This is a genomic window from Rahnella laticis (assembly GCF_015644585.1).
GTDB classification, from domain to species: Bacteria; Pseudomonadota; Gammaproteobacteria; order Enterobacterales; family Enterobacteriaceae; genus Rahnella; species Rahnella laticis.
In genome coordinates this window covers 45759-63782 of the sequence record NZ_JADOBI010000006.1, presented here as the reverse complement: position 1 = coordinate 63782, position 18024 = coordinate 45759, and the positions used below count along the sequence as shown (strand labels likewise).

The following is an 18024-nucleotide window of genomic DNA, read 5'->3' as shown; positions in this document are numbered from 1 at the left end:
TTGTGATTATATTTTCACATCCATTGCGGCTGTGAATTCCAGTTCATCGTAACAACTCACTGGTAAGAATCAGAAAGGGAGAAGGGTTATGGCAGAAAAAGCAGCGGTAGATCGGGGTACGTTCGATAAAGTGATTTTGCCGGTTTATTCACCCGCGAAATTTATTCCGGTGAAAGGCAAAGGCAGCCGCGTGTGGGATCAGCAGGGCACCGAATACGTGGATTTCGCGGGCGGGATTGCGGTGACTGCGCTGGGCCATTGCCATCCGGCGCTGGTGAAAGCGTTACACGATCAGGGCGAAACCCTGTGGCATGTGAGTAACGTGTTCACTAACGAACCGGCGCTGCGACTGGCACAGAAGCTGATCGACGCGACCTTTGCTGACCGCGTATTTTTTGCCAACTCCGGCGCAGAAGCCAACGAAGCCGCATTCAAACTTGCGCGCTATTACGCTTCGCATCGCCACAGCCCGTACAAGAGCAAGATTATCGCTTTCCATAACGCCTTCCATGGCCGTACGTTGTTTACCGTTTCCGTGGGCGGCCAGCCAAAATATTCCGACGGCTTTGGCCCGAAACCGGCTGACATCGTGCATGTGCCGTTCAACGATCTGGACGCGGTAAAAGCGGTGATCGACGACCATACCTGCGCCATTGTCGTGGAGCCGGTTCAGGGCGAAGGCGGTGTAATGCCCGCCACTCAGGAATTTCTGCAAGGGCTGCGCGAGCTTTGTGACAAACATCAGGCGCTGCTGGTGCTCGATGAAGTGCAGAGCGGCATGGGCCGTAGCGGTAAGCTGTTCAGCTATATGCATTACGGCGTGACGCCGGACATTCTGACCACGGCGAAAGCCCTGGGCGGCGGTTTCCCGGTCAGCGCCATGCTGGCAACGGAAGACGTTGCATCGGTGATGGAACCGGGCAAACACGGCACCACCTACGGCGGCAACCCGCTGGCCTGCGCCGTCGCCGAAGCCGCGCTGGATATCATCAATACACCTGAAGTGCTGGCCGGTATTAACGAACGCCGAGAGAAATTCATCAGCGCGCTGGATGCCATCAACCAGAAATATTCTGTCTTCAGCGAATTCCGCGGCCAGGGGTTGCTGATAGGCGCCGAGCTGTCGGGCGCCTTTAAAAACCGCGCCGGAGAGTTTCATGCCGCCGCCGCTGAGTTCGGGTTGATGATGCTGGTGGCGGGCCCGAATGTGATGCGGTTTGCACCATCACTGGTTATCGACTTCGCGGATATTGAAGAAGGGATGGGGCGCTTTGAGAAAGCTGTAGCAAAAATTTGCGGGACACGCTGATTAAATCGGATGGAGAAAATTTCAGTTTCTCACTCACCGTGAGGGCTATGACCGAGAATATTTCGGTTTCTCACTCGCCGTGAGGGCTATGACCGAGAATATTTCGGTTTTTCACTCACCGTGAGGGTTATGACCGAGAATATTTCGGTTTTCACTCACCGTGAGGGTTATGACCGAGAATATTTCGGTTTTTCACTCACCGTGAGGGTTATGACCGAGAATATTTCGGTTTTTCATGTGCAGTGATCGCTCAGCGGCTCGCGCCGAAACCGACCAGAGAGGGCCAGGACGGCCCCTCTCTGGGCTCTCCGCGTCTTTTTACAACCAGCGCTGCCGCTGGGTTGATGGCCGTGTTCTGGCGCTCCCGCGTGTGGCGCAAATCCAGGCACTTCGTGCTGCCTTCACTCGGTCTTCGAGTCTCGGGTCTCGAAGCCGCTCCGTTCAGCTGGATTTTGAGCGCGCCATCTCACCTTTTGAAAAACAGCACGAAATACTCTCTTGAATTACATAGCCTTTGGCCGCTTTCAGAAAGCTTGCTGAATGAGTGTTTCGAGACGAAAGGCTCGAAGACCGAAATGAAGGTACCGCGCAGCGGCAAGATTTCGCGGCAATAGCCATTGTTCCTGAAACATAGCCAGCGAGCGGAGCGCGCAGTGAAAAAAGCGTGGGAGATCAAAGAGGGAGGCGCTTTTCCTCCCTCTTTGGCGGTTTCGGCGCAGCGAATTAAGTGATCACCGGACGTGAGAAACCGAAACTTTCTCGATCCAGCCCCACGACGAGTGAGAAACCGAAACCTTCTCGATCCAGCCCTCACGGCGAGTGAACCCCAATCCACGGTCAGTCGGCTGTAAGCAGGGGATATAAAAGGGGATCCCCCCTTTTACGCCCGCCGCGTCAGCCAGATCCCGTGGTGTGGTCTCTGCTTCCACGCCAGTGACGAAATGGTATGCATCACGCTCAGGTGTGAAATCACTCTCCGCAGGTGGCGCTCCATTTCGGTCAGCGGCATATCCGGGTGCAGCTCCGGAGCATTAAACAAGGTGTTCTCACTACCAGGCCCGTCGTAAAGCAACCGCTGCTGGCAGCTTTGCAGCGCGATTTCGCAGGTCTGCAAATACTCCGTCGCCAGCTTTTCCGGCAGCATGTAATGCTCGCGGGCGAGAATGGTCATCGCGTTGATGTGCTCAACGACAAACTGACTGTGCGTGACCCACAAACGCATATCCGCCAGATAATGCGAGTTAAAACCCGGTTCCTGCATCGCCTGGCTCAGCGAGGTGAACAGCTTGTTGTGCGCCTGATTGACCTGCATACGGGTGTACGCAAGTTGAGAGGCGTCGGGATTTTCTTGCAGAATCAGCCGGATGGCGTCCTGATAGGTTTCCAGCGCCTGATGGGCGTTCTGGCGCATCAGGCCGCTTTGCCATTGTGGCCACAGCCAGATGGTTCCGCCGAAGGCCAGCGCACAGCCAATCAGCGTATCAATCAGTCGGGGAACCAGAAAATGGATGCCGTTCATTGCCAGCAGCTGCAATGTATACACGGCTGTGACCGTCATGCCGACCATCGCCAGCCCGTAGTTTTTGCGCAGCACCGTATATGAAACCAGCGTAACCACCAGCATGCAAATCAGCGTGATGCCTTCCGGCAGTTCCAGTTTCAGTAATCCGGCTGCAATCAGCAGGCCGGCCAACGTGCCGAGTGCACGGTGCTGGATACGCACACGCGTGGCGTTATAACCGTTCTGGCTGACCAGCATGATGGTCAGCAAAATCCAGTACGGCTTGGGCAGATTGAAGAAAAGCCCGAGGCTGCTGCCGATCGCCAGAATCAGCCCGAGGCGCGCGGCATTGCGCAGGGCGGAGGATTTAAAGGACAGGTAGCTTTTCACCGCAGGCCAGAAAGGCAGGCGCGGTTGGGAGTTCATCAGATCGCGGCGATACAGCGGACGCTGCGTCCGCAGCAGTCGCGCGATACGGCTGAAATGGTAATAACAGAACTGGCCGACCGGATTCTGCGGGTTCTGCGCCGCAATTTTCTCAAGCGCCGCCAGCTCATTCGCCATGGTGAAGCGTTCGGAAAGGCGATGGTAGAGAATATCGTCCGCAATCACGCGCAGACGGGCGGAAATCACCTGCGCATTCCGGCGGATCACCGCTTCGGCGTGGCTTTCTTCCACCAGTTTTTGCACTTCTTCCGGCTGATGCAGGCTGACCGTAATGTGCTCCTGCAAATCGAGCGCCACCTGAAAACGCTGGAACAGCCGTTTGTGGTGATGATGATGTCCATGCTGCGGCAGCATGTGCAGTTGCTGATACAACAACGCAATCAGGTCGATAACCTGCTGCTGGCGTTTGAGCAGCGGCGGAAGTGCAGTTTCCGGATCGGTATGTTGCGTCAGCAGGCTGTACTTGGCTTCGAAATAATCGGCCAGCTGCAAATACAGCTGGCTGAGCGTTTCGCGCATCGGTTGTTCTTCGGAAATACGGAACCACGCCCAGTTAAACAGCCCGTACCAGGCGGTGCCGGCAGCAAACAGCGCGGGTGCCTGCCACATTGGCCTCACGCCGACCATACTCAGCGTAAAGATGGTGGCCACCAGCGCGCCGGGCAACAGGCGCGCATGCAGCGGACTGATTTCACCGGTGACGCCGAGCAGCAAAGCCAGCGTTAACATGATGAGCGGCAGAGGAATGTGCCAGTTTTCGAGCATCACCTGTAAAAGGATACTGCTGACGGCAAACAGCGAGCCGCCGATAATCAGGCGTTTGAAAAAGCGTTTGTGCGGGGTATCAAGGCCGGCGACGTTGCAGCAGGCCGGGCACAGGGAAAACAGCAGGCCCATTTGCAGATTGCCAAACAGCCAGCAAATACCGACAGGCAGGCACAACACCAGCGTCTGGCGCAGCGCGTAGTTAACTTCGGGATGATAGAACAGTCTTCGCCATAGCGTCATGGGTAAAGCTTAGCCCATAAAAAAGGCGCGACAGTAAGCTGTCGCGCCAATTTCTGAGGGATTAACGTGTGCCGTAAACGACAATCGTTTTACCGTGTGCGGAGATCAGGCTCTGATCTTCCAGCATTTTGAGAATACGTCCGACTGTTTCACGTGAACAACCGACGATTTGGCCGATTTCCTGACGGGTGATCTTGATTTGCATCCCGTCCGGATGGGTCATTGCATCAGGCTGTTTAGCCAGATTAAGCAAAGTTTGCGCGATACGGCCTGTTACGTCGAGGAAGGCAAGGTTGCCGACTTTCTCTGACGTCACTTGCAGACGGTTTGCCATCTGCGCGGAAAGACGCATCAGAATATCCGGGTTTACCTGAATCAGCTGGCGGAATTTTTTATAAGAAATTTCAGCCACTTCGCAGGCAGTTTTAGCACGAACCCAGGCACTGCGTTCCTGCCCTTCTTCGAAGAGTCCCAGCTCGCCGATGAAGTCACCTTGGTTAAGGTATGACAGTATCATTTCTTTGCCTTCTTCATCTTTAATCAGGACGGCAACCGACCCTTTCACGATGTAGTACAGCGTTTCGGCTTTTTCACCTTGGTGAATCAGCGTACTTTTAGAAGGATACTTATGTATATGACAGTGAGACAGGAACCATTCGAGAGTCGGGTCTGTTTGTGGCTTGCCGAGAACCATTTGCTATTATCCTCTGTTGTTATCGCTGCCCAAAATCACAGGGCTCAGAGTTCCCTGTACGGCACTTACTTTAAAAAGCGCCCTTTCAGCATATAACTCCCCAGAAATGCTGCAAGCGGATGTCGGAGTGAAACAGCCTGATTATTGCTGTTAACACCGTGGGTTCTGTTCTTAAACCGCAAAAACCGTCACCGCAATTTACTGGAAAGTATGTTTCGGCTTTGTTTGTAACACAGGTTTGCAATGCTGTCTTCTGTTGTCTCGCTTCAGCATGATGGCGATCGGGTTACGTTGCCAGTTTTTGGGTGAAAGGGTAGTCTGAGGGGAAAATTTGACGAATTTATCCACCGGGAGAAGAGCACATGCACGCACGCGTAAAATGGGTAGAAGGGCTGACGTTTTTAGGTGAGTCAGCGTCGGGCCATCAGATCACAATGGACGGTAATGCGGGCGACAAAGCCCCGAGCCCGATGGAAATGTTGCTGATGTCGGCGGGCGGTTGCAGCGCGATTGATGTGGTGTCTATTTTGCAAAAAGGCCGTAACGACGTGCGTGACTGCGAAGTGAAACTGACGTCTCAGCGCCGCGAAGAAGCACCGCGTCTGTTCACGCGCATCAACCTGCATTTCATCGTCACCGGCAAAGACCTGACGGATAAAATTGTGGAACGCGCGGTCAGCCTGTCTGCGGAAAAATATTGCTCTGTATCCCTGATGCTGGGCAAAGCCGCGACGATCACCCACAGTTTTGAAGTCGTGAACGCCGAATAAGTCACGACCAGCGATACGACTGGCACTGACTTCGCAGTAAATCCAGAAATCGCCGCGCGGCAAACGTCAGCGGCGATTTCTGCGAATAGAGCACGCAATATTCCGCTTCCGGCAGCGTATCGATATTGAGCAGGCAAAGTCTTTCCTGCAAGCCGAACGGCGCGCGCATCGCCTTCGCCACAATCGTCAGATAATCCGACTGCAACACCATATTCAGCCCGCACACTACCGAATCCGTTCTTACCGGCGTTTCACCGGCTGACGCATTAAAGCTGTTCATCGAAAGCTGAATCTGCTGGTAGTAACCCATATCCGTTTCCGGCAACACCCAGCGCGCGCCCTGCAATTCTTCGAGCGTGGTGGCACCTGCCAGCGGATGCCCTTGCCGCGCAATCACGCCAAACGGCGCGCTAAACAGCGGCTCACGCACCAAATCTTCCAGCGGAAAACCCGGCCCGGCGGTCCCGACGGCAAAATCGAGTTTCCCTTCACGCAGCGCCGGTAACAGCGTCGAAAGCTGGCCTTCCTTAATCAGCAGTTTGGACTGGGGAAACTGCGTTTTGAACGCTTCATTGAGAGCCGGAAACACCGTCAGCGCCAGCAGTGATGAAAACCCGATAGCCACCGAACCCTGTGAATACTGATTAATCTGCCGGATCTCATCCGCTGCGCGTTCAAGTTCTTCGAGAATAAACTGCATGCGCTGCGCAAAGGCGCGGCCGGTTTCTGTCAGCGCCATGCCCTGATTGCCGCGCACGATAAGCTGAGTTTCAAGCGTTTGTTCCAGTTCCCGCAAGGTTCTGCTGACCGCGGGCTGCGACTGATTCATCGCCCGCGCCGCGCCGCGAATGCTGCCGCTGCGGATAACCTGCTGGAAAACCTTGAGTTGCTGCAATTTCGGTAAATAACGCATGTCGCCTCGCTTGAAAGCCCTATCAGTAAAAAGCATCACCTGCCCAAAAATTGCATCTTATGGCAAACCTGTAAAGCTGATAGCTTCAGATTTGGAATAAATAATGTGTTGTTATTCAGTTGATTACGTGATGCATGTCGTATTTTACTTTTCGCCCGACAGTGAGAACTTCTGACGCGGTGATAACAAAAAGGGATATCCGCTATGAAAAGTCGTTCCCTGATGATCTTCCTGCTGTTCGTCGGTTATGCGGTGGTGTATATCGACAAAACGGTGATGGGGTTCGCGCTGTTGCCGATTGAGCGGGAATTTAACCTGCAACCGGAGCAGCTGGGTTACATCACCGGCATTTTTTTCCTGGCCTATTCGCTGTTTCAAATTCCTGCTGGCTGGCTGAATGACCGATTCGGCTACAAGAAAGTACTCGGTATCTCGCTGTTTTTGCTCGGCGGGTTCGCGCTCTGCTTCGGTTTGCTGGGATTCGGCCTCGGTTTACTGGTGACGTTTCGCTTTCTTTCCGGCGTCGGGCATTCCGGTTATCCGTGTTCCTGCGCCAAAGCGGTGGTCTCGAATTTCGATGTCGGGCAGCGCACTTTCGCGCAGTCCGTATTGCTGTCATCCGCCGGTCTGGCGATGACCGCCGGGCCGCTGATTGCGGTGTACGCACTCGATACGCTCGGCTGGCGCGGCTCTTTCTCCATTCTCGGTCTGCTGGCGTTTGCGATTGCCGTCGCGATTATCATTTTTGTGCCGAATCCCCCGAAAGCAGAACCCCGCACCGGCGTGGCGACCGGCTACCGTGAACTGCTGAAAAACCCGATTGTCGTGCTGCTGTTCGTATCCATTTTCTGCATCAACATTCCGTCCTACGGCCTGATGGCGTGGCTGCCTAAATATCTGGTGCAACAGCGCGGAATGTCGCTGGACGTTTCCGGGCTGGTGGTCGCCACTGGCGGAATGGGGATCTGGATTTCATCTCTCGCGACCGGCTGGCTGGTCGGCCGTTATATGCAGGGCAAAGAGCCGAAAGTGATTTTTTGCAGCGCACTGCTCAGCGCGTTGTGCATCTGGCTGGTTTACACCTCCGCGTCGGCGGTGACCGCCGGGCTGTTCCTTTTCCTCGGCTACATCTTCCTGATGGCGGCGTTTGTCACGGTGTTTACGCTGCCGATGAAACGCCTGCCGCCGGAAGTGATGGGTGCCGCAATGGGGATTATTAATACCGGCGGAACGCTCGGCGGATTCGTGGCGCCGATTGCGATGGGCTATCTGATCACCGTGACGCACGGGTATTTTTCGACATTTGTTTTTCTGGCGCTGGCGATGGTGGTTGCCGGGCTGGCCATTTTGCCGCTGACCCTGAAACCGCGCGCAGCGTTGCGCGACGTGGCATAACTGAGGAGAAGTCTGATGACATTTAATTTTGAAGCGATGCTGGCGGAAGTCAAAGCGGACGTTCTGCGCTGGCGCAGACATATTCATGCGCATCCTGAGCTGTCATTTCAGGAGCATAAAACGGCGGATTATATTGCGGAACAGCTGGAAAGTTTCGGCGGACTGACCCTGACGCGGCTGACGCCTAACAGCGTGGTTGCCGATCTCAAAGGCGCTTATCCGGGGCCGACGTATGCGCTGCGGGCGGATATCGACGCCTTACCGATTCAGGAAGAAAACGACGAGCCGTTCTGTTCGACGGTGCCGGGCGTTATGCACGCCTGCGGCCATGACGCGCACACCGCGATGTTACTGGGGGCGGCAAAAGTGCTGACGCAGTGTCAGTCCGCGCTGCACGGCTCGGTGCGGTTTATCTTCCAGCACGCGGAAGAATTACCGCCGGGCGGCGCACAGGAACTGGTGGATTTAGGCGTCCTCAACGGCGTGGAGAAAATCTTCGGTCTGCACGTTATGCCGAATTCCCCGACGGGCGAGGTTGGCCTGAAAGAGGGCGTGTTCTGCGCGTCCACCGATAACTTCGACATCACGATTACCGGCAAAGGCGGGCACGGTTCGATGCCGCATTTGTGCATTGATCCGGTGGTGATTGGTGCGGAAGTGGTGACGGCGCTGCAAAACGTCGTGGCGCGCCGCATCGATCCGCTTCAGGTGCCGGTGCTGACCATCGCCACCTTCCAGAGTGGGGAGAGTTATAACGTCATTCCGGAACGCGTGAAACTCGCCGGAACATTGCGCACCCATCACAGCAGTGTGCGCGAGCAGGTTCCGCAGCTGATGGAACAGATTATTTCGGGGATTACGGCGGCGCACGGTGCGCAGTATGAACTGCGCTGGACGCGGGGTTATGTGAATGGCGATAACCACCCCGACGCCTGTGCGATTGCGCGTCAGGTGATTGCTAATACGCTCGGCGGGAATGCGCTGCGGGAAGTGACCCAGCCGCTGTTTGGTGGCGAAGATTTCTCTTCTTATCAGCAAAAAGTGCCGGGCTGTTTCCTGTTTATCGGCAGCGGTAACGAGAAAATTGGCGCGACTTATGGCGTGCATAACCCGCGCTTCCGGCTGGACGAAGAGGCATTGCAGATTGGCGTGAAATTACACGTCGGATTCATTCAGCAGTTGCTGATGAACGACGCCTGATTTCACTTACTCGATTTTCTTCCCTTCCATCAGGCGCTGCACCAGCGGCGCCATAATCAGCTCCATCGCCAGCCCCATTTTGCCGCCCGGCACCACCAGCGTTTTGATGTGCGAGATAAACGAGCCCTGCAACATTGCCAGCAGATACGGGAAATCAATGTCGTCCAGCCCCTGAAAATGAATCACCACGAAGCTTTCATCCAGTGAAGGAATGGCTTTCGCGGCAAACGGGTTGGAGGTGTCGATGGTCGGCACGCGCTGGAAGTTAATGTGCGTGCGGGAAAACTGCGGCGTGATGTAGTTGATGTAGTCATCCATCGAGCGCACCACGGAATCCATCACCGCCTCACGGGAATGGCCGCGCTCGCCGGTGTCGCGCACCAGTTTCTGGATCCATTCGAGGTTAACGATGGGCACCACGCCGACCAGCAAATCGACATGCGCCGCGACGTCCGTTTTGTCGGAGACCACGCCGCCGTGCAGGCCTTCGTAGAAGAGAATGTCCGTCGGTTCCGGTAAGGCCTGCCACGGCGTAAACGTCCCCGGTACCTGATTGTAGGGAACGGCTTCGTCATAAGTATGCAGATATTTGCGCGAACGGCCTGTGCCGGTTTTGCCGTATTCTATAAAGCTTTTTTCCAGCAAACCGAAGTCGTTGGCTTCCGGCCCGAAGTAGCTGATATGACGCCCGAGGTCGCGGGCTTTGCGGATGGCCGCGTCCATTTCCGGGCGGGTGAAATGGTGGAAACTGTCGCCTTCCAGCTCGGCGGCACGCAGGCCAAGCTGTTGGAATATTTTCCGAAATGCCAGACTGGTGGTGGTGGTGCCTGCACCGCTCGAACCGGTAACGGCAATAACAGGATGTTTGGCTGACATAATGCGCTGTTCTCCATAAAGGTGAGGCAGGCAGGCGTGTCGCGGTCTTTTCTGTGGTCGAAGACCTGGCGGCATCGCTGCGCATAATTAAGCCTATTGTTACCATATTTATTCGAGAAGTGACAGGCGACGACCGGTTATTTCAGTTGTCCGTAATAGGCATTTTTCCCGTGTTTGCGCAGGTAATGTTTGTCCATCAGCGTCTGTTGCATATCGCCAAGTGCGGGCGTCAGCTGGCGGGAGAATATGCCCATGTAGGCACATTCCTCCAGCACGACAGCGTTATGCACGGCGTCGGCGGCATTTTTCCCCCAGGCGAATGGCCCGTGAGAATGCACCAGAACCGCCGGAACCTGCATGGCGTCCAGACCCCGCTCCAGGAAGGTTTCGATAATGACGTTGCCGGTTTCCAGTTCGTACGCTCCGTTGATTTCTGCTTCAGTCATCCGGCGCGTGCAGGGAATATTGCCGTAGAAATAATCCGCGTGCGTGGTGCCCCACGCCGGTAAATCCAGCCCGGCCTGCGACCAGATTGTCGCGTGGCGGGAATGCGTGTGCACAATGCCGCCGATTTCCGGAAACTGCCGGTAAAGCGCCAGATGCGTGGCAGTATCCGACGATGGATTTTTGTCGCCTTCGATGCGCTCGCCGGTATGCAGATCGACGACCACCATGTCACTGGCGCACATGTCGGTATATTCCACGCCCGACGGTTTGATCACCACCCGCCCATTTTCGCGGTCAACCGCGCTGACGTTGCCCCAGGTAAACGTCACCAGATGATGCGCAGGCAGCGCCAGATTGGCCTCCAGTACGGCCTGTTTCAGCTGTTCTAACATGCGAATTCTCCTTCCTGCATTTTGGCTTCAATCCACTGACGGGCTTTGATGATTTCCAGTACCGGCTCGGCGGCGGTTTCCGTCCACATTTCGATGAGGAATGCGCCGCGATAATTCAGCGCGCCCAGCGTGCGGAAAAAGCCGGTGAAATCGACACAGCCGTCGCCGAACGGCACATCGCGGAACTGGCCTTTAGAGGTTGCGGTGACCGGATAGGTATCTTTCAGGTGGATAGCGGCGATGCGGTCAATGCCCAGCGCCAGCTCCGACGGAATGTCGTTTCCCCACGCGCTGAGATTGCCGATGTCCGGATATACGCTGAACCACGGTGAATTCAGGCGCTCATCCCACGCTTTCCATTTGGTTATCGAATTCATGAATTCGGTGTCCATGATTTCGACCGCCAGCGTGACCTGCGCGGCGGCGGCCTGTTCCACCGCCCACGCCAGCCCTTCGGCAAATCGTTCGCGGGTACCGGCGTCGGACGCTTCGTAATACACGTCATAACCGGCCAGCTGTAAGGTGCGGATCCCTAAATCGCGCGCCAGTTTGATGGCTTTGGTCATCACTTCCCGCGCACGTTCGCGGATGCTTTCATCATGGCTGCCGAACGGAAAACGGCGGTGCGCGGAAAGGCACATCGACGGAATGGAGACGCCGATTTCCATCATCGCTTCGACCAGCGCGACGCGTTGCGTGATGCTCCAGTCGAGGCGCGACAGGCGCTCATCGGTTTCATCCACCGACATTTCAACAAAATCAAAGCCGCAGCTTTTCGCCAGCGCCAGCCTTTCCGGCCAGCTCAGGTGTTTGGGCAGCGCTTTTTCATAGATGCCCAGCGGATGTTTTCTCATGCCGTTGCTCCCCAGATTGCGCTGATTTGCTGTTGAAACGCCTGGGCGACCTGTGCGGGTTGTGTTGCGTCGGATAACGCGCGTCCGGCGATGAACGCCTGTACGTCGATATCGCGGAACAGCGATAAATCCCCAGGCGTGATGCCGCCGGTGACGGAAAGGCGCAGGCCGATATCCGACAGCTGTTTCATGCGATCCAGATCCTGCTGGCCCCAGGTTTGTCCGCTGGCCTGCGCGTCGCGTCCGCGGTGATAAATCGCCTGACGGATCCCCGCCGCGTGCCAGTAGCGAGCATCCTGCATCGTCCAGTTGCCGAAGAGTTCTATCTGGATTTCGCCCCGATATGTTTTTGCCACGTCGTGCGCTTTGATAACCGTCGCCAACGGTGCGGCGCAAATCACCGTCATCCAGTTAGCCCCGGCTTTAAACGCCTCCAGCGCCAGCGTTTCTCCGGCGTCGGCCACTTTCAGGTCGGCCACCAGAATCTTGTCCGGGCAAAGTTCACGCAGCATTTCCACGGCCTGTAACCCTTCGCAGAGACACAAAATGGTGCCCGCCTCGATGATGTCGACGTGATTTTTCAGCGCCTTCGCGGTGCGCAGCGCGGCCGGAAGGTCGGTGTGGTCCAGCGCCAGCTGGAGGAGAGGTTTAGTCATGATGAGATTTTCCCTGTGAGTCAGCCGCCGCGCAGCGGGCGTGGTAACCGCCCAGTGCGTCGATCAGGAACTGGTAACGTTGTGATTTTTTCTGATAGGCCATCTGCGCACCGGCGTCGGGTTCCAGACGCTTCACGGCAAAGTGCAGATGACGCTGGGCCTGCGCGAAAGTGGGATACACGCCGGTGCCGACCATCGCCGCTAGCGCCGCGCCCAGACAGCCGGTTTCTTCGATCTGAGGGAGTTCCACCGGCATACCGCTGACGTCGGCCAGCATCTGCATCCAGACCTCTGAACGCGCCGGACCGCCGGTGACGCGCAGGGTTTTCGCCTGCGGGAAGCGTTCGAGCATGCGGTTAAGGTGCGTCATATGGCTGAACACCACGCCTTCGTAAACCGCCTGCAACAAATGGCCGCGATGGTGCAGCGATTGCAGGCCATAGAATCCGGCGGTCATTTCCGCACCCTGATTGCTGCCATAAAGGAAGGGCAGGAATAAAACGTCGGTTCCGGCTTTCGGCAGGGCGCTGACGGCGCGGTTAATCTCGTCAAACGGCATACCGCCGGTTTGCTGGTTGAGCCATTCGAGATTGGCGGAGGATGTCGGGCTGGCTTCGTGGATGAGATAGCCTTCGCCACCGGCGTAGCGGCCATAAACGAACGGATGATTTTCCTGCGCGCCCATTTCCGCTGATATTCCGCTGGTGACCGCCCACGTACCCATCACCGCATTCAGGGTAAATTCGTCGTGAAGTCCGGCGCAAAGCGCGGTAGAGACCACATCGAATAATCCTCCAACCACCGGCGTTCCTGCGGTTAATCCGGTCAGCGCCGCGATGTCTGGCGTCACGGTTCCGCAGATTTCCGCCGAACCCACCACCGGCGGCAGCGCTGCGCTGATATCGGCAATCCCTAACATTTCTGCCAGCCGGGCGTCGTAACCGCCGTTTTCCATGTGGTACAGATTGGATTCGGAGATGTTGGTTTCTTCACAACCGCGCACGCCGGTCAGGCAATAACGCAGATAATCGTGCGCCATCATTACCGTGCCGATTTGCTGATAACGCTCCGGCTGATGCAGTTTTATCCAGCGCAGCAATGACACCGGATGCCCGGCCCACAGCGCCTGACGGGTCAGCGGATAGATTTGCTGATGCAAGCCGTCACGCTGCCAGGCGCTGATCACATCACCGGCGCGGCGGTCGGAGGACATAATCCCCCGGCCCAGCGGATTTCCGGCTTTGTCCAGCAGGAATAACCCTTTGCCCTGCGCCGAAATACCGATGCCTTTCACCTGATTGCCGCTGACGTTTTGCTGGCGCAGCAGCCCGGTAATACAGCTGACGCATGACGCCCACAGCGCGGGCATATCGCGCTCGGCCCAGCCGGGATGGTCGCTCAGCACCGGCAGCGACTGGCGGCATACGCCGCGTTCCTGCCCCGTCTGATCGTACAATCCCGCCTTGAGGTAGGTGCCGCCGCAGTCGATCCCTAACCAGTATTCTCCGGATGAAGCGTTCATCGTATTTCCTCAGGCTGCTGTCGGACGGCTGTCGGGTAATTTGTTCGCCGATTGCGCCGGAACGTCACACCGTGCGGGCAACAGCAATGCCATCAGTGCCGCCAGCGTGAGCGAGATCGCCAGACAATAAACACCGGCATCTTTGCTGTAGAACGTGATAAGCAAACCGACGGCATACGGCCCGCAGAATCCACCCAGATTACCCAGCGCGTTAATCACACCGCGTGCGCCACCGGCCATTTCCGCGCTGAAAAGTTTGGCGGGAATGGTCCAGAAAACACCGGCGGCGGATTGCAGGAAGAAGCCACAACCGACCAGCGCGGCGTAGGAAACCCAGATGTAATTTTTCAGCATCACCGACAGGAACATGCAGGCCGCGAAGCCCAGCAGAGGCAGGAACACGTAGAGTTTGCGTTTGCCGGTGCGGTCAGACAGCGAGGAGAACAGCAGCATGCCCGCGACGGCGCCGATGTAAGGCAGTATGGCGAGGACGCCGACCTGTCCCATGGTGGAATGCGTAAGTTCTTTCAGGATGGTCGGCAGCCACAGGGTGTAACCGTAAATGCCGGTCTGGTAGAAGAAATTCAGGGCGATAAGTTGCCACATCGTCCGGTTGGCCAGCACCGCGCCGAGCGAGGCGTTTCTGACTTCTTTCCCGGCAATGGCTTTCTGTTCAGCGGCCAGCGTCGATATCAGCCAGTTTTTCTCTTCGGGTGAAATCCAGCGCGCTTCCTGCGGACGGTCGCAAACGGTCAGTACCCACATCGCCAGAACGACGGCGGAAAGCAGGCCTTCAATGATGAACAGCCAGCGCCAGTCGAGTGCGCTGATGATCCAGCCGGAGAGCGGGGCGGTGATGATCCCGGCGATCGGCACGAACATGATCACAATCGCGTTCGCCCTGCCGCGTTCGGCATCGGGGAACCAGTTGCTGATCATCGTCAGTACGACCGGCAACATGCCGCCTTCTGCAACACCCAGCGAGAAGCGCAGGAAGAGCAGCTGATACTGATTGGTGACCAGGCCGGTGAGAATCGAAATAATGACCCACGCGACCAGTGACCAGCCGATGAATTTCTTACCGCTGCCGTGAACCGCAATTTTCCCGCCCGGTACCTGGAGGAATAAATAACCGAGGAAGAATATGCCGCCAGCCAGGCCGGCCATTGATGCGGTAATGCCTAATTCCGCGTCCATTCCGCCCGGCATGGCAAAGGCAATATTTACCCTGTCCATATAAGAAATAATACAGGCGATCAGGATCGGCGGAATAATTCTAAGCCAGCGCTGTTTGGGTATTTCTTTTAATAAACGATTGCTTTGCAGAGTATCAGAGTTTTTATTCATAACTTATTACCTTAATAATGAGTTACAGAGCCCGTTTAACAGACGAGCGGGGTTCCCTTCAGAGGAAAGGGATGTGGTGTAAAATAAGATGTCGCTATTTTAGGATTATTATTTTTTGTCGATCGCCAGATTCATGGCCTTAATACCGTCCTGCAAAATGGCAAATCGATGATCAACGCCGGCGCTGGCATTAATTTCCAGCAGTTTAATTCCCGAGAAGCTCAGTGATTCCGGTGACGCATGCCGGAACATTTCGGCGGCAATATCGACGGTCATCAGGCTTTCCTGACATCCCGCTTCACTGCCTGCGAACGGCGCAAACGGTGCGTGCAGATCCTGCCAGTCGCCATAAGCCCCTTCGCGGGTGGTGCCCGAGAACATCAGCGCCTGAAGAACACCGGCCTGCTGGCTGATTTGCAGATGTTCCAGCGGCAGGGAAGTATTGCGGCCTTCAATGGCGGAACGCGCCCAGTTGATACACATTCCGGCCGTTTTCCCGGTGCGGGCTTTGGCCTCAGCAATCGCCGTCAGTTCGTGCGCCAGCGGCAGGAAACCTTTGCGTGCAGCCGGTTTATCCAGCGCATCGCAATGCTCGATAATCAGCCCGCACGGCCAGTCCCAGCTCAGGATTTCCTGCAGAGACTCCGTGAAACAGCGCGCGGCAAGACTGATATTTTGTGTGCCAGCCAGCGGCGCGGACTGCAACTCCACGGCCAGCACTTTGTTTCTGCCAAAGCGCGTATTGGTCTGCTCAACCTTTTCGAAAATGTGGCGGTAAAAGCCGACACAGGCGCGGCGCTGTTCAGCGTCTTCAGACGCCAGCCCGAAGCCCGGCAAGGTTCCGCGCCTGCGCATGGTTTCCATCACGCCGGTCACCACGATGTCCCACTCGTCGGGCAGATGGCGGAATAACCATTCATCGCCATACGGATGTAATGTTTCCAGACAAGGTTGTTCTATTCCACGGATCCCCGGAATATCGGCCAGCCTGCGCCAGAATTCGGTTTCTTCGTTTTCATTTCGCTGATGAAAAGAGGGCGCGCAAGGATAAGCGCCGACAATAAAGCCTGCATGCTTTTGCATAAATATTTCCCCATTGAATTAACTGTCTTCCCGAACTGTTTTATCCTGACGGTTACCCGAGTTTATCCACTTTTACTTTGACGACAATTTTACGGATATTACTGACGGTATGATGAATACACGCCGGGCGGTGAACATCCTGCGGGAAAAATATGGCGTAGGTTCCCGGTGTCATGATGATTTCGGATTCGTCTTCCATGTCGTGATAAAAAATAATGTCGCGTTCTTCAAGCAATGACTGAGATATTAGATTATTCCCCCGGTCGGCGGCATAACCAATAATTTCATCGCCCCAGGCTAAAAATTGAATATCAATATAACGGCGGTGAACTTCGGGCTGATTTTCCGTTTTCTCTTTGGTCGTCAGATCGAGGATCTGTGCGTAAATATCCCTGCCTTCAATTTCGACGACGCCGGTTTCCAGTGCGCGAAAATCCGTGGTGCGCAGAAAATTCAGCGCCTTCTCAATCGCTGCGGGAAAAGTGCAGGGATTCGGGTTGCTGATATGTCCGGATATCATGAGCCAGCTCCTTATAAGGCCTGAATTTTCGCCCACACGCTGTCATCGACGGTGATCCCGTTGTGGCGGTTTTCTGCCAGCAGGCGGGTGAATTCGTGGCCCGGCAGGCGCACGGCTTCGTCCGGATTATTGCGTTCGGCGGTGGTGACGTAATCCATAATGCGCCGGAGTTTTGTATCGCGGGTCGCGCCGTCAATCAGGCGGTCAACTTCGATGGCGATGAAAATCTGCGAAATCCCGTATTCATCTGAGTTGTCTTCGGTGACTTCCGCCACGGACGCGCCGTCGGAAAGCAGGGTGGCAATCATGTCCAGCACAATGGATAAACCGGAACCTTTCCAGTAGCCCATCGGCAAAATGCGCCGGTTCTTTTCTATAACGCCGGGTTCGCGGGTCAGCTGGCCGTTGTCGTCGAAGCCGCCGTCGACCGGCAGTTCACGGCCTGCGAGACGGTTCACTTCCAGCATGCCGTAGGAGAACATCGACATCGACATATCCACCATGGTGATCGGCGAGCCGGGGATGGCAACGATCAGCGGGTTCGTGCCGATGCGGCATTCTTTTGCGCCCCACGGTGGCATAACCGCGATGGAGTTCGTCCAGCAAATCCCGATGTAACCTTTTTCTGCCGCCTGCCAGCCGTAACTTCCGCCGCGCATCCAGTGGTTGGCATTGCGTAACGCCACCAGCCCGATGCCGTGGTCGGAGGCCAGAGAGATGGCGCGATCCATCATTTTTTTCGCCGTCAGATTGCCGATTGAGCGCTGCGCATCCCACTGTTCAATGGCGCCCAGCGACAGGATTTTTTTCGCCACGGCGTCCGGGTGAATGTCACCCTGATCCAGCTGCTGAATGAAGCGAGGGAAGCGGTTTACGCCGTGGGAATACACGCCGGACTCTGTGGTTTGGGCAAACATCGTGGCGCATTCATCTGCGACGTCAGGTTTGACGTGACGCGCGATAAGCACCCTTTTGAACTCCTTTTGCAACGTTTCAAAGCTCAGTTTCATACCTTTCTCCGGTGAGATTGTTAAATATTTGGTTGTTTTTAGATCTCTATATTTCACTATGTGGAATCTGATTTCAAAAA

Annotated in this window: 16 protein-coding genes; 4 read left to right on the top strand and 12 right to left on the bottom strand. The window is 55.9% G+C overall.

Going from position 1 to position 18024, the window contains the following annotated elements:
* The first annotated feature begins 88 nt into the window (after window positions 1-88).
* Complete coding sequence (gene argD / locus IV433_RS14545; protein WP_195814736.1) at window positions 89-1309, top strand: bifunctional acetylornithine/succinyldiaminopimelate transaminase; 1221 nt, start codon at window positions 89-91, stop codon at window positions 1307-1309.
* Between the two features lie 880 nt (window positions 1310-2189).
* Here argD and IV433_RS14540 read toward each other — a convergent pair.
* Window positions 2190-4265: a YccS/YhfK family putative transporter gene (locus IV433_RS14540; protein WP_195814735.1), complete on the bottom strand. Its 2076-nt coding sequence runs from the start codon at window positions 4263-4265 to the stop codon at window positions 2190-2192.
* A gap of 61 nt (window positions 4266-4326) precedes the next feature.
* Window positions 4327-4959, bottom strand: coding sequence for a cAMP-activated global transcriptional regulator CRP (gene crp, locus IV433_RS14535; protein ID WP_013573634.1), 633 nt, complete (start codon window positions 4957-4959; stop codon window positions 4327-4329).
* 362 nt (window positions 4960-5321) lie between these two features.
* Between crp and IV433_RS14530 the strand changes: the two genes are divergently transcribed.
* Window positions 5322-5729: an OsmC family protein gene (locus tag IV433_RS14530; protein WP_195814734.1), complete on the top strand. Its 408-nt coding sequence runs from the start codon at window positions 5322-5324 to the stop codon at window positions 5727-5729.
* 1 nt (window position 5730) lies between these two features.
* Here IV433_RS14530 and IV433_RS14525 read toward each other — a convergent pair whose 3' ends face one another.
* Window positions 5731-6642 (bottom strand): LysR substrate-binding domain-containing protein, encoded by a 912-nt coding sequence (locus tag IV433_RS14525; protein ID WP_195814733.1) that lies wholly within the window; start codon window positions 6640-6642, stop codon window positions 5731-5733.
* A 204-nt stretch (window positions 6643-6846) separates the two neighbouring features.
* Between IV433_RS14525 and IV433_RS14520 the strand changes: the two genes are divergently transcribed.
* Together IV433_RS14520 and IV433_RS14515 are read left to right on the top strand one after the other, a co-directional pair.
* Window positions 6847-8037, top strand: a complete 1191-nt coding sequence (locus IV433_RS14520; protein WP_195814732.1) for an MFS transporter — start codon at window positions 6847-6849, stop codon at window positions 8035-8037.
* Between the two features lie 15 nt (window positions 8038-8052).
* On the top strand, window positions 8053-9237 hold the full coding sequence (locus IV433_RS14515; protein ID WP_195814731.1) for an amidohydrolase: 1185 nt from the start codon (window positions 8053-8055) through the stop codon (window positions 9235-9237).
* A gap of 6 nt (window positions 9238-9243) precedes the next feature.
* Here the strand turns inward: IV433_RS14515 and IV433_RS14510 are convergent, their stop codons facing one another.
* The 9 genes from IV433_RS14510 to yiaK form a co-directional block, all read right to left on the bottom strand.
* On the bottom strand, window positions 9244-10113 hold the full coding sequence (locus tag IV433_RS14510) for a phosphoribulokinase (RefSeq protein ID WP_104923613.1): 870 nt from the start codon (window positions 10111-10113) through the stop codon (window positions 9244-9246).
* A 137-nt stretch (window positions 10114-10250) separates the two neighbouring features.
* Window positions 10251-10952: an L-ribulose-5-phosphate 4-epimerase gene (gene araD, locus IV433_RS14505; protein ID WP_195814730.1), complete on the bottom strand. Its 702-nt coding sequence runs from the start codon at window positions 10950-10952 to the stop codon at window positions 10251-10253.
* On the bottom strand, window positions 10946-11806 hold the full coding sequence (locus IV433_RS14500; protein ID WP_195814729.1) for an L-ribulose-5-phosphate 3-epimerase: 861 nt from the start codon (window positions 11804-11806) through the stop codon (window positions 10946-10948). Before IV433_RS14500 ends, araD begins: the two co-directional genes overlap by 7 nt.
* Window positions 11803-12462 (bottom strand): 3-keto-L-gulonate-6-phosphate decarboxylase UlaD, encoded by a 660-nt coding sequence (ulaD, locus tag IV433_RS14495; protein ID WP_195814728.1) that lies wholly within the window; start codon window positions 12460-12462, stop codon window positions 11803-11805. Before ulaD ends, IV433_RS14500 begins: the two co-directional genes overlap by 4 nt.
* Window positions 12455-13984, bottom strand: coding sequence for an FGGY-family carbohydrate kinase (locus tag IV433_RS14490; protein ID WP_195814727.1), 1530 nt, complete (start codon window positions 13982-13984; stop codon window positions 12455-12457). Before IV433_RS14490 ends, ulaD begins: the two co-directional genes overlap by 8 nt.
* Before the next feature lie 9 nt (window positions 13985-13993).
* A complete protein-coding gene (locus tag IV433_RS14485; RefSeq protein ID WP_195814726.1) occupies window positions 13994-15331 on the bottom strand; it encodes an MFS transporter in 1338 nt (445 codons plus the stop codon).
* Between the two features lie 108 nt (window positions 15332-15439).
* Window positions 15440-16414 (bottom strand): DUF4862 family protein, encoded by a 975-nt coding sequence (locus tag IV433_RS14480; RefSeq protein WP_195814725.1) that lies wholly within the window; start codon window positions 16412-16414, stop codon window positions 15440-15442.
* A 52-nt stretch (window positions 16415-16466) separates the two neighbouring features.
* The gene (locus tag IV433_RS14475; RefSeq protein ID WP_195814724.1) at window positions 16467-16934 is read right to left on the bottom strand and encodes a YhcH/YjgK/YiaL family protein; all 468 of its coding nucleotides are present in this window, start codon (window positions 16932-16934) and stop codon (window positions 16467-16469) included.
* A gap of 11 nt (window positions 16935-16945) precedes the next feature.
* A complete protein-coding gene (yiaK, locus tag IV433_RS14470) occupies window positions 16946-17944 on the bottom strand; it encodes a 3-dehydro-L-gulonate 2-dehydrogenase (protein WP_195814723.1) in 999 nt (332 codons plus the stop codon).
* Window positions 17945-18024 lie beyond the last annotated feature (80 nt).

Coding starts and splice junctions, on each gene's coding strand:
- argD (WP_195814736.1), top strand. CDS start 89: ATGGCAGAAAAAGCAGCGGTAGATCGGGGTACGTTCGATAAAGTGATT.
- IV433_RS14540 (WP_195814735.1), bottom strand. CDS start 4,265: ATGACGCTATGGCGAAGACTGTTCTATCATCCCGAAGTTAACTACGCG.
- crp (WP_013573634.1), bottom strand. CDS start 4,959: ATGGTTCTCGGCAAGCCACAAACAGACCCGACTCTCGAATGGTTCCTG.
- IV433_RS14530 (WP_195814734.1), top strand. CDS start 5,322: ATGCACGCACGCGTAAAATGGGTAGAAGGGCTGACGTTTTTAGGTGAG.
- IV433_RS14525 (WP_195814733.1), bottom strand. CDS start 6,642: ATGCGTTATTTACCGAAATTGCAGCAACTCAAGGTTTTCCAGCAGGTT.
- IV433_RS14520 (WP_195814732.1), top strand. CDS start 6,847: ATGAAAAGTCGTTCCCTGATGATCTTCCTGCTGTTCGTCGGTTATGCG.
- IV433_RS14515 (WP_195814731.1), top strand. CDS start 8,053: ATGACATTTAATTTTGAAGCGATGCTGGCGGAAGTCAAAGCGGACGTT.
- IV433_RS14510 (WP_104923613.1), bottom strand. CDS start 10,113: ATGTCAGCCAAACATCCTGTTATTGCCGTTACCGGTTCGAGCGGTGCA.
- araD (WP_195814730.1), bottom strand. CDS start 10,952: ATGTTAGAACAGCTGAAACAGGCCGTACTGGAGGCCAATCTGGCGCTG.
- IV433_RS14500 (WP_195814729.1), bottom strand. CDS start 11,806: ATGAGAAAACATCCGCTGGGCATCTATGAAAAAGCGCTGCCCAAACAC.
- ulaD (WP_195814728.1), bottom strand. CDS start 12,462: ATGACTAAACCTCTCCTCCAGCTGGCGCTGGACCACACCGACCTTCCG.
- IV433_RS14490 (WP_195814727.1), bottom strand. CDS start 13,984: ATGAACGCTTCATCCGGAGAATACTGGTTAGGGATCGACTGCGGCGGC.
- IV433_RS14485 (WP_195814726.1), bottom strand. CDS start 15,331: ATGAATAAAAACTCTGATACTCTGCAAAGCAATCGTTTATTAAAAGAA.
- IV433_RS14480 (WP_195814725.1), bottom strand. CDS start 16,414: ATGCAAAAGCATGCAGGCTTTATTGTCGGCGCTTATCCTTGCGCGCCC.
- IV433_RS14475 (WP_195814724.1), bottom strand. CDS start 16,934: ATGATATCCGGACATATCAGCAACCCGAATCCCTGCACTTTTCCCGCA.
- yiaK (WP_195814723.1), bottom strand. CDS start 17,944: ATGAAACTGAGCTTTGAAACGTTGCAAAAGGAGTTCAAAAGGGTGCTT.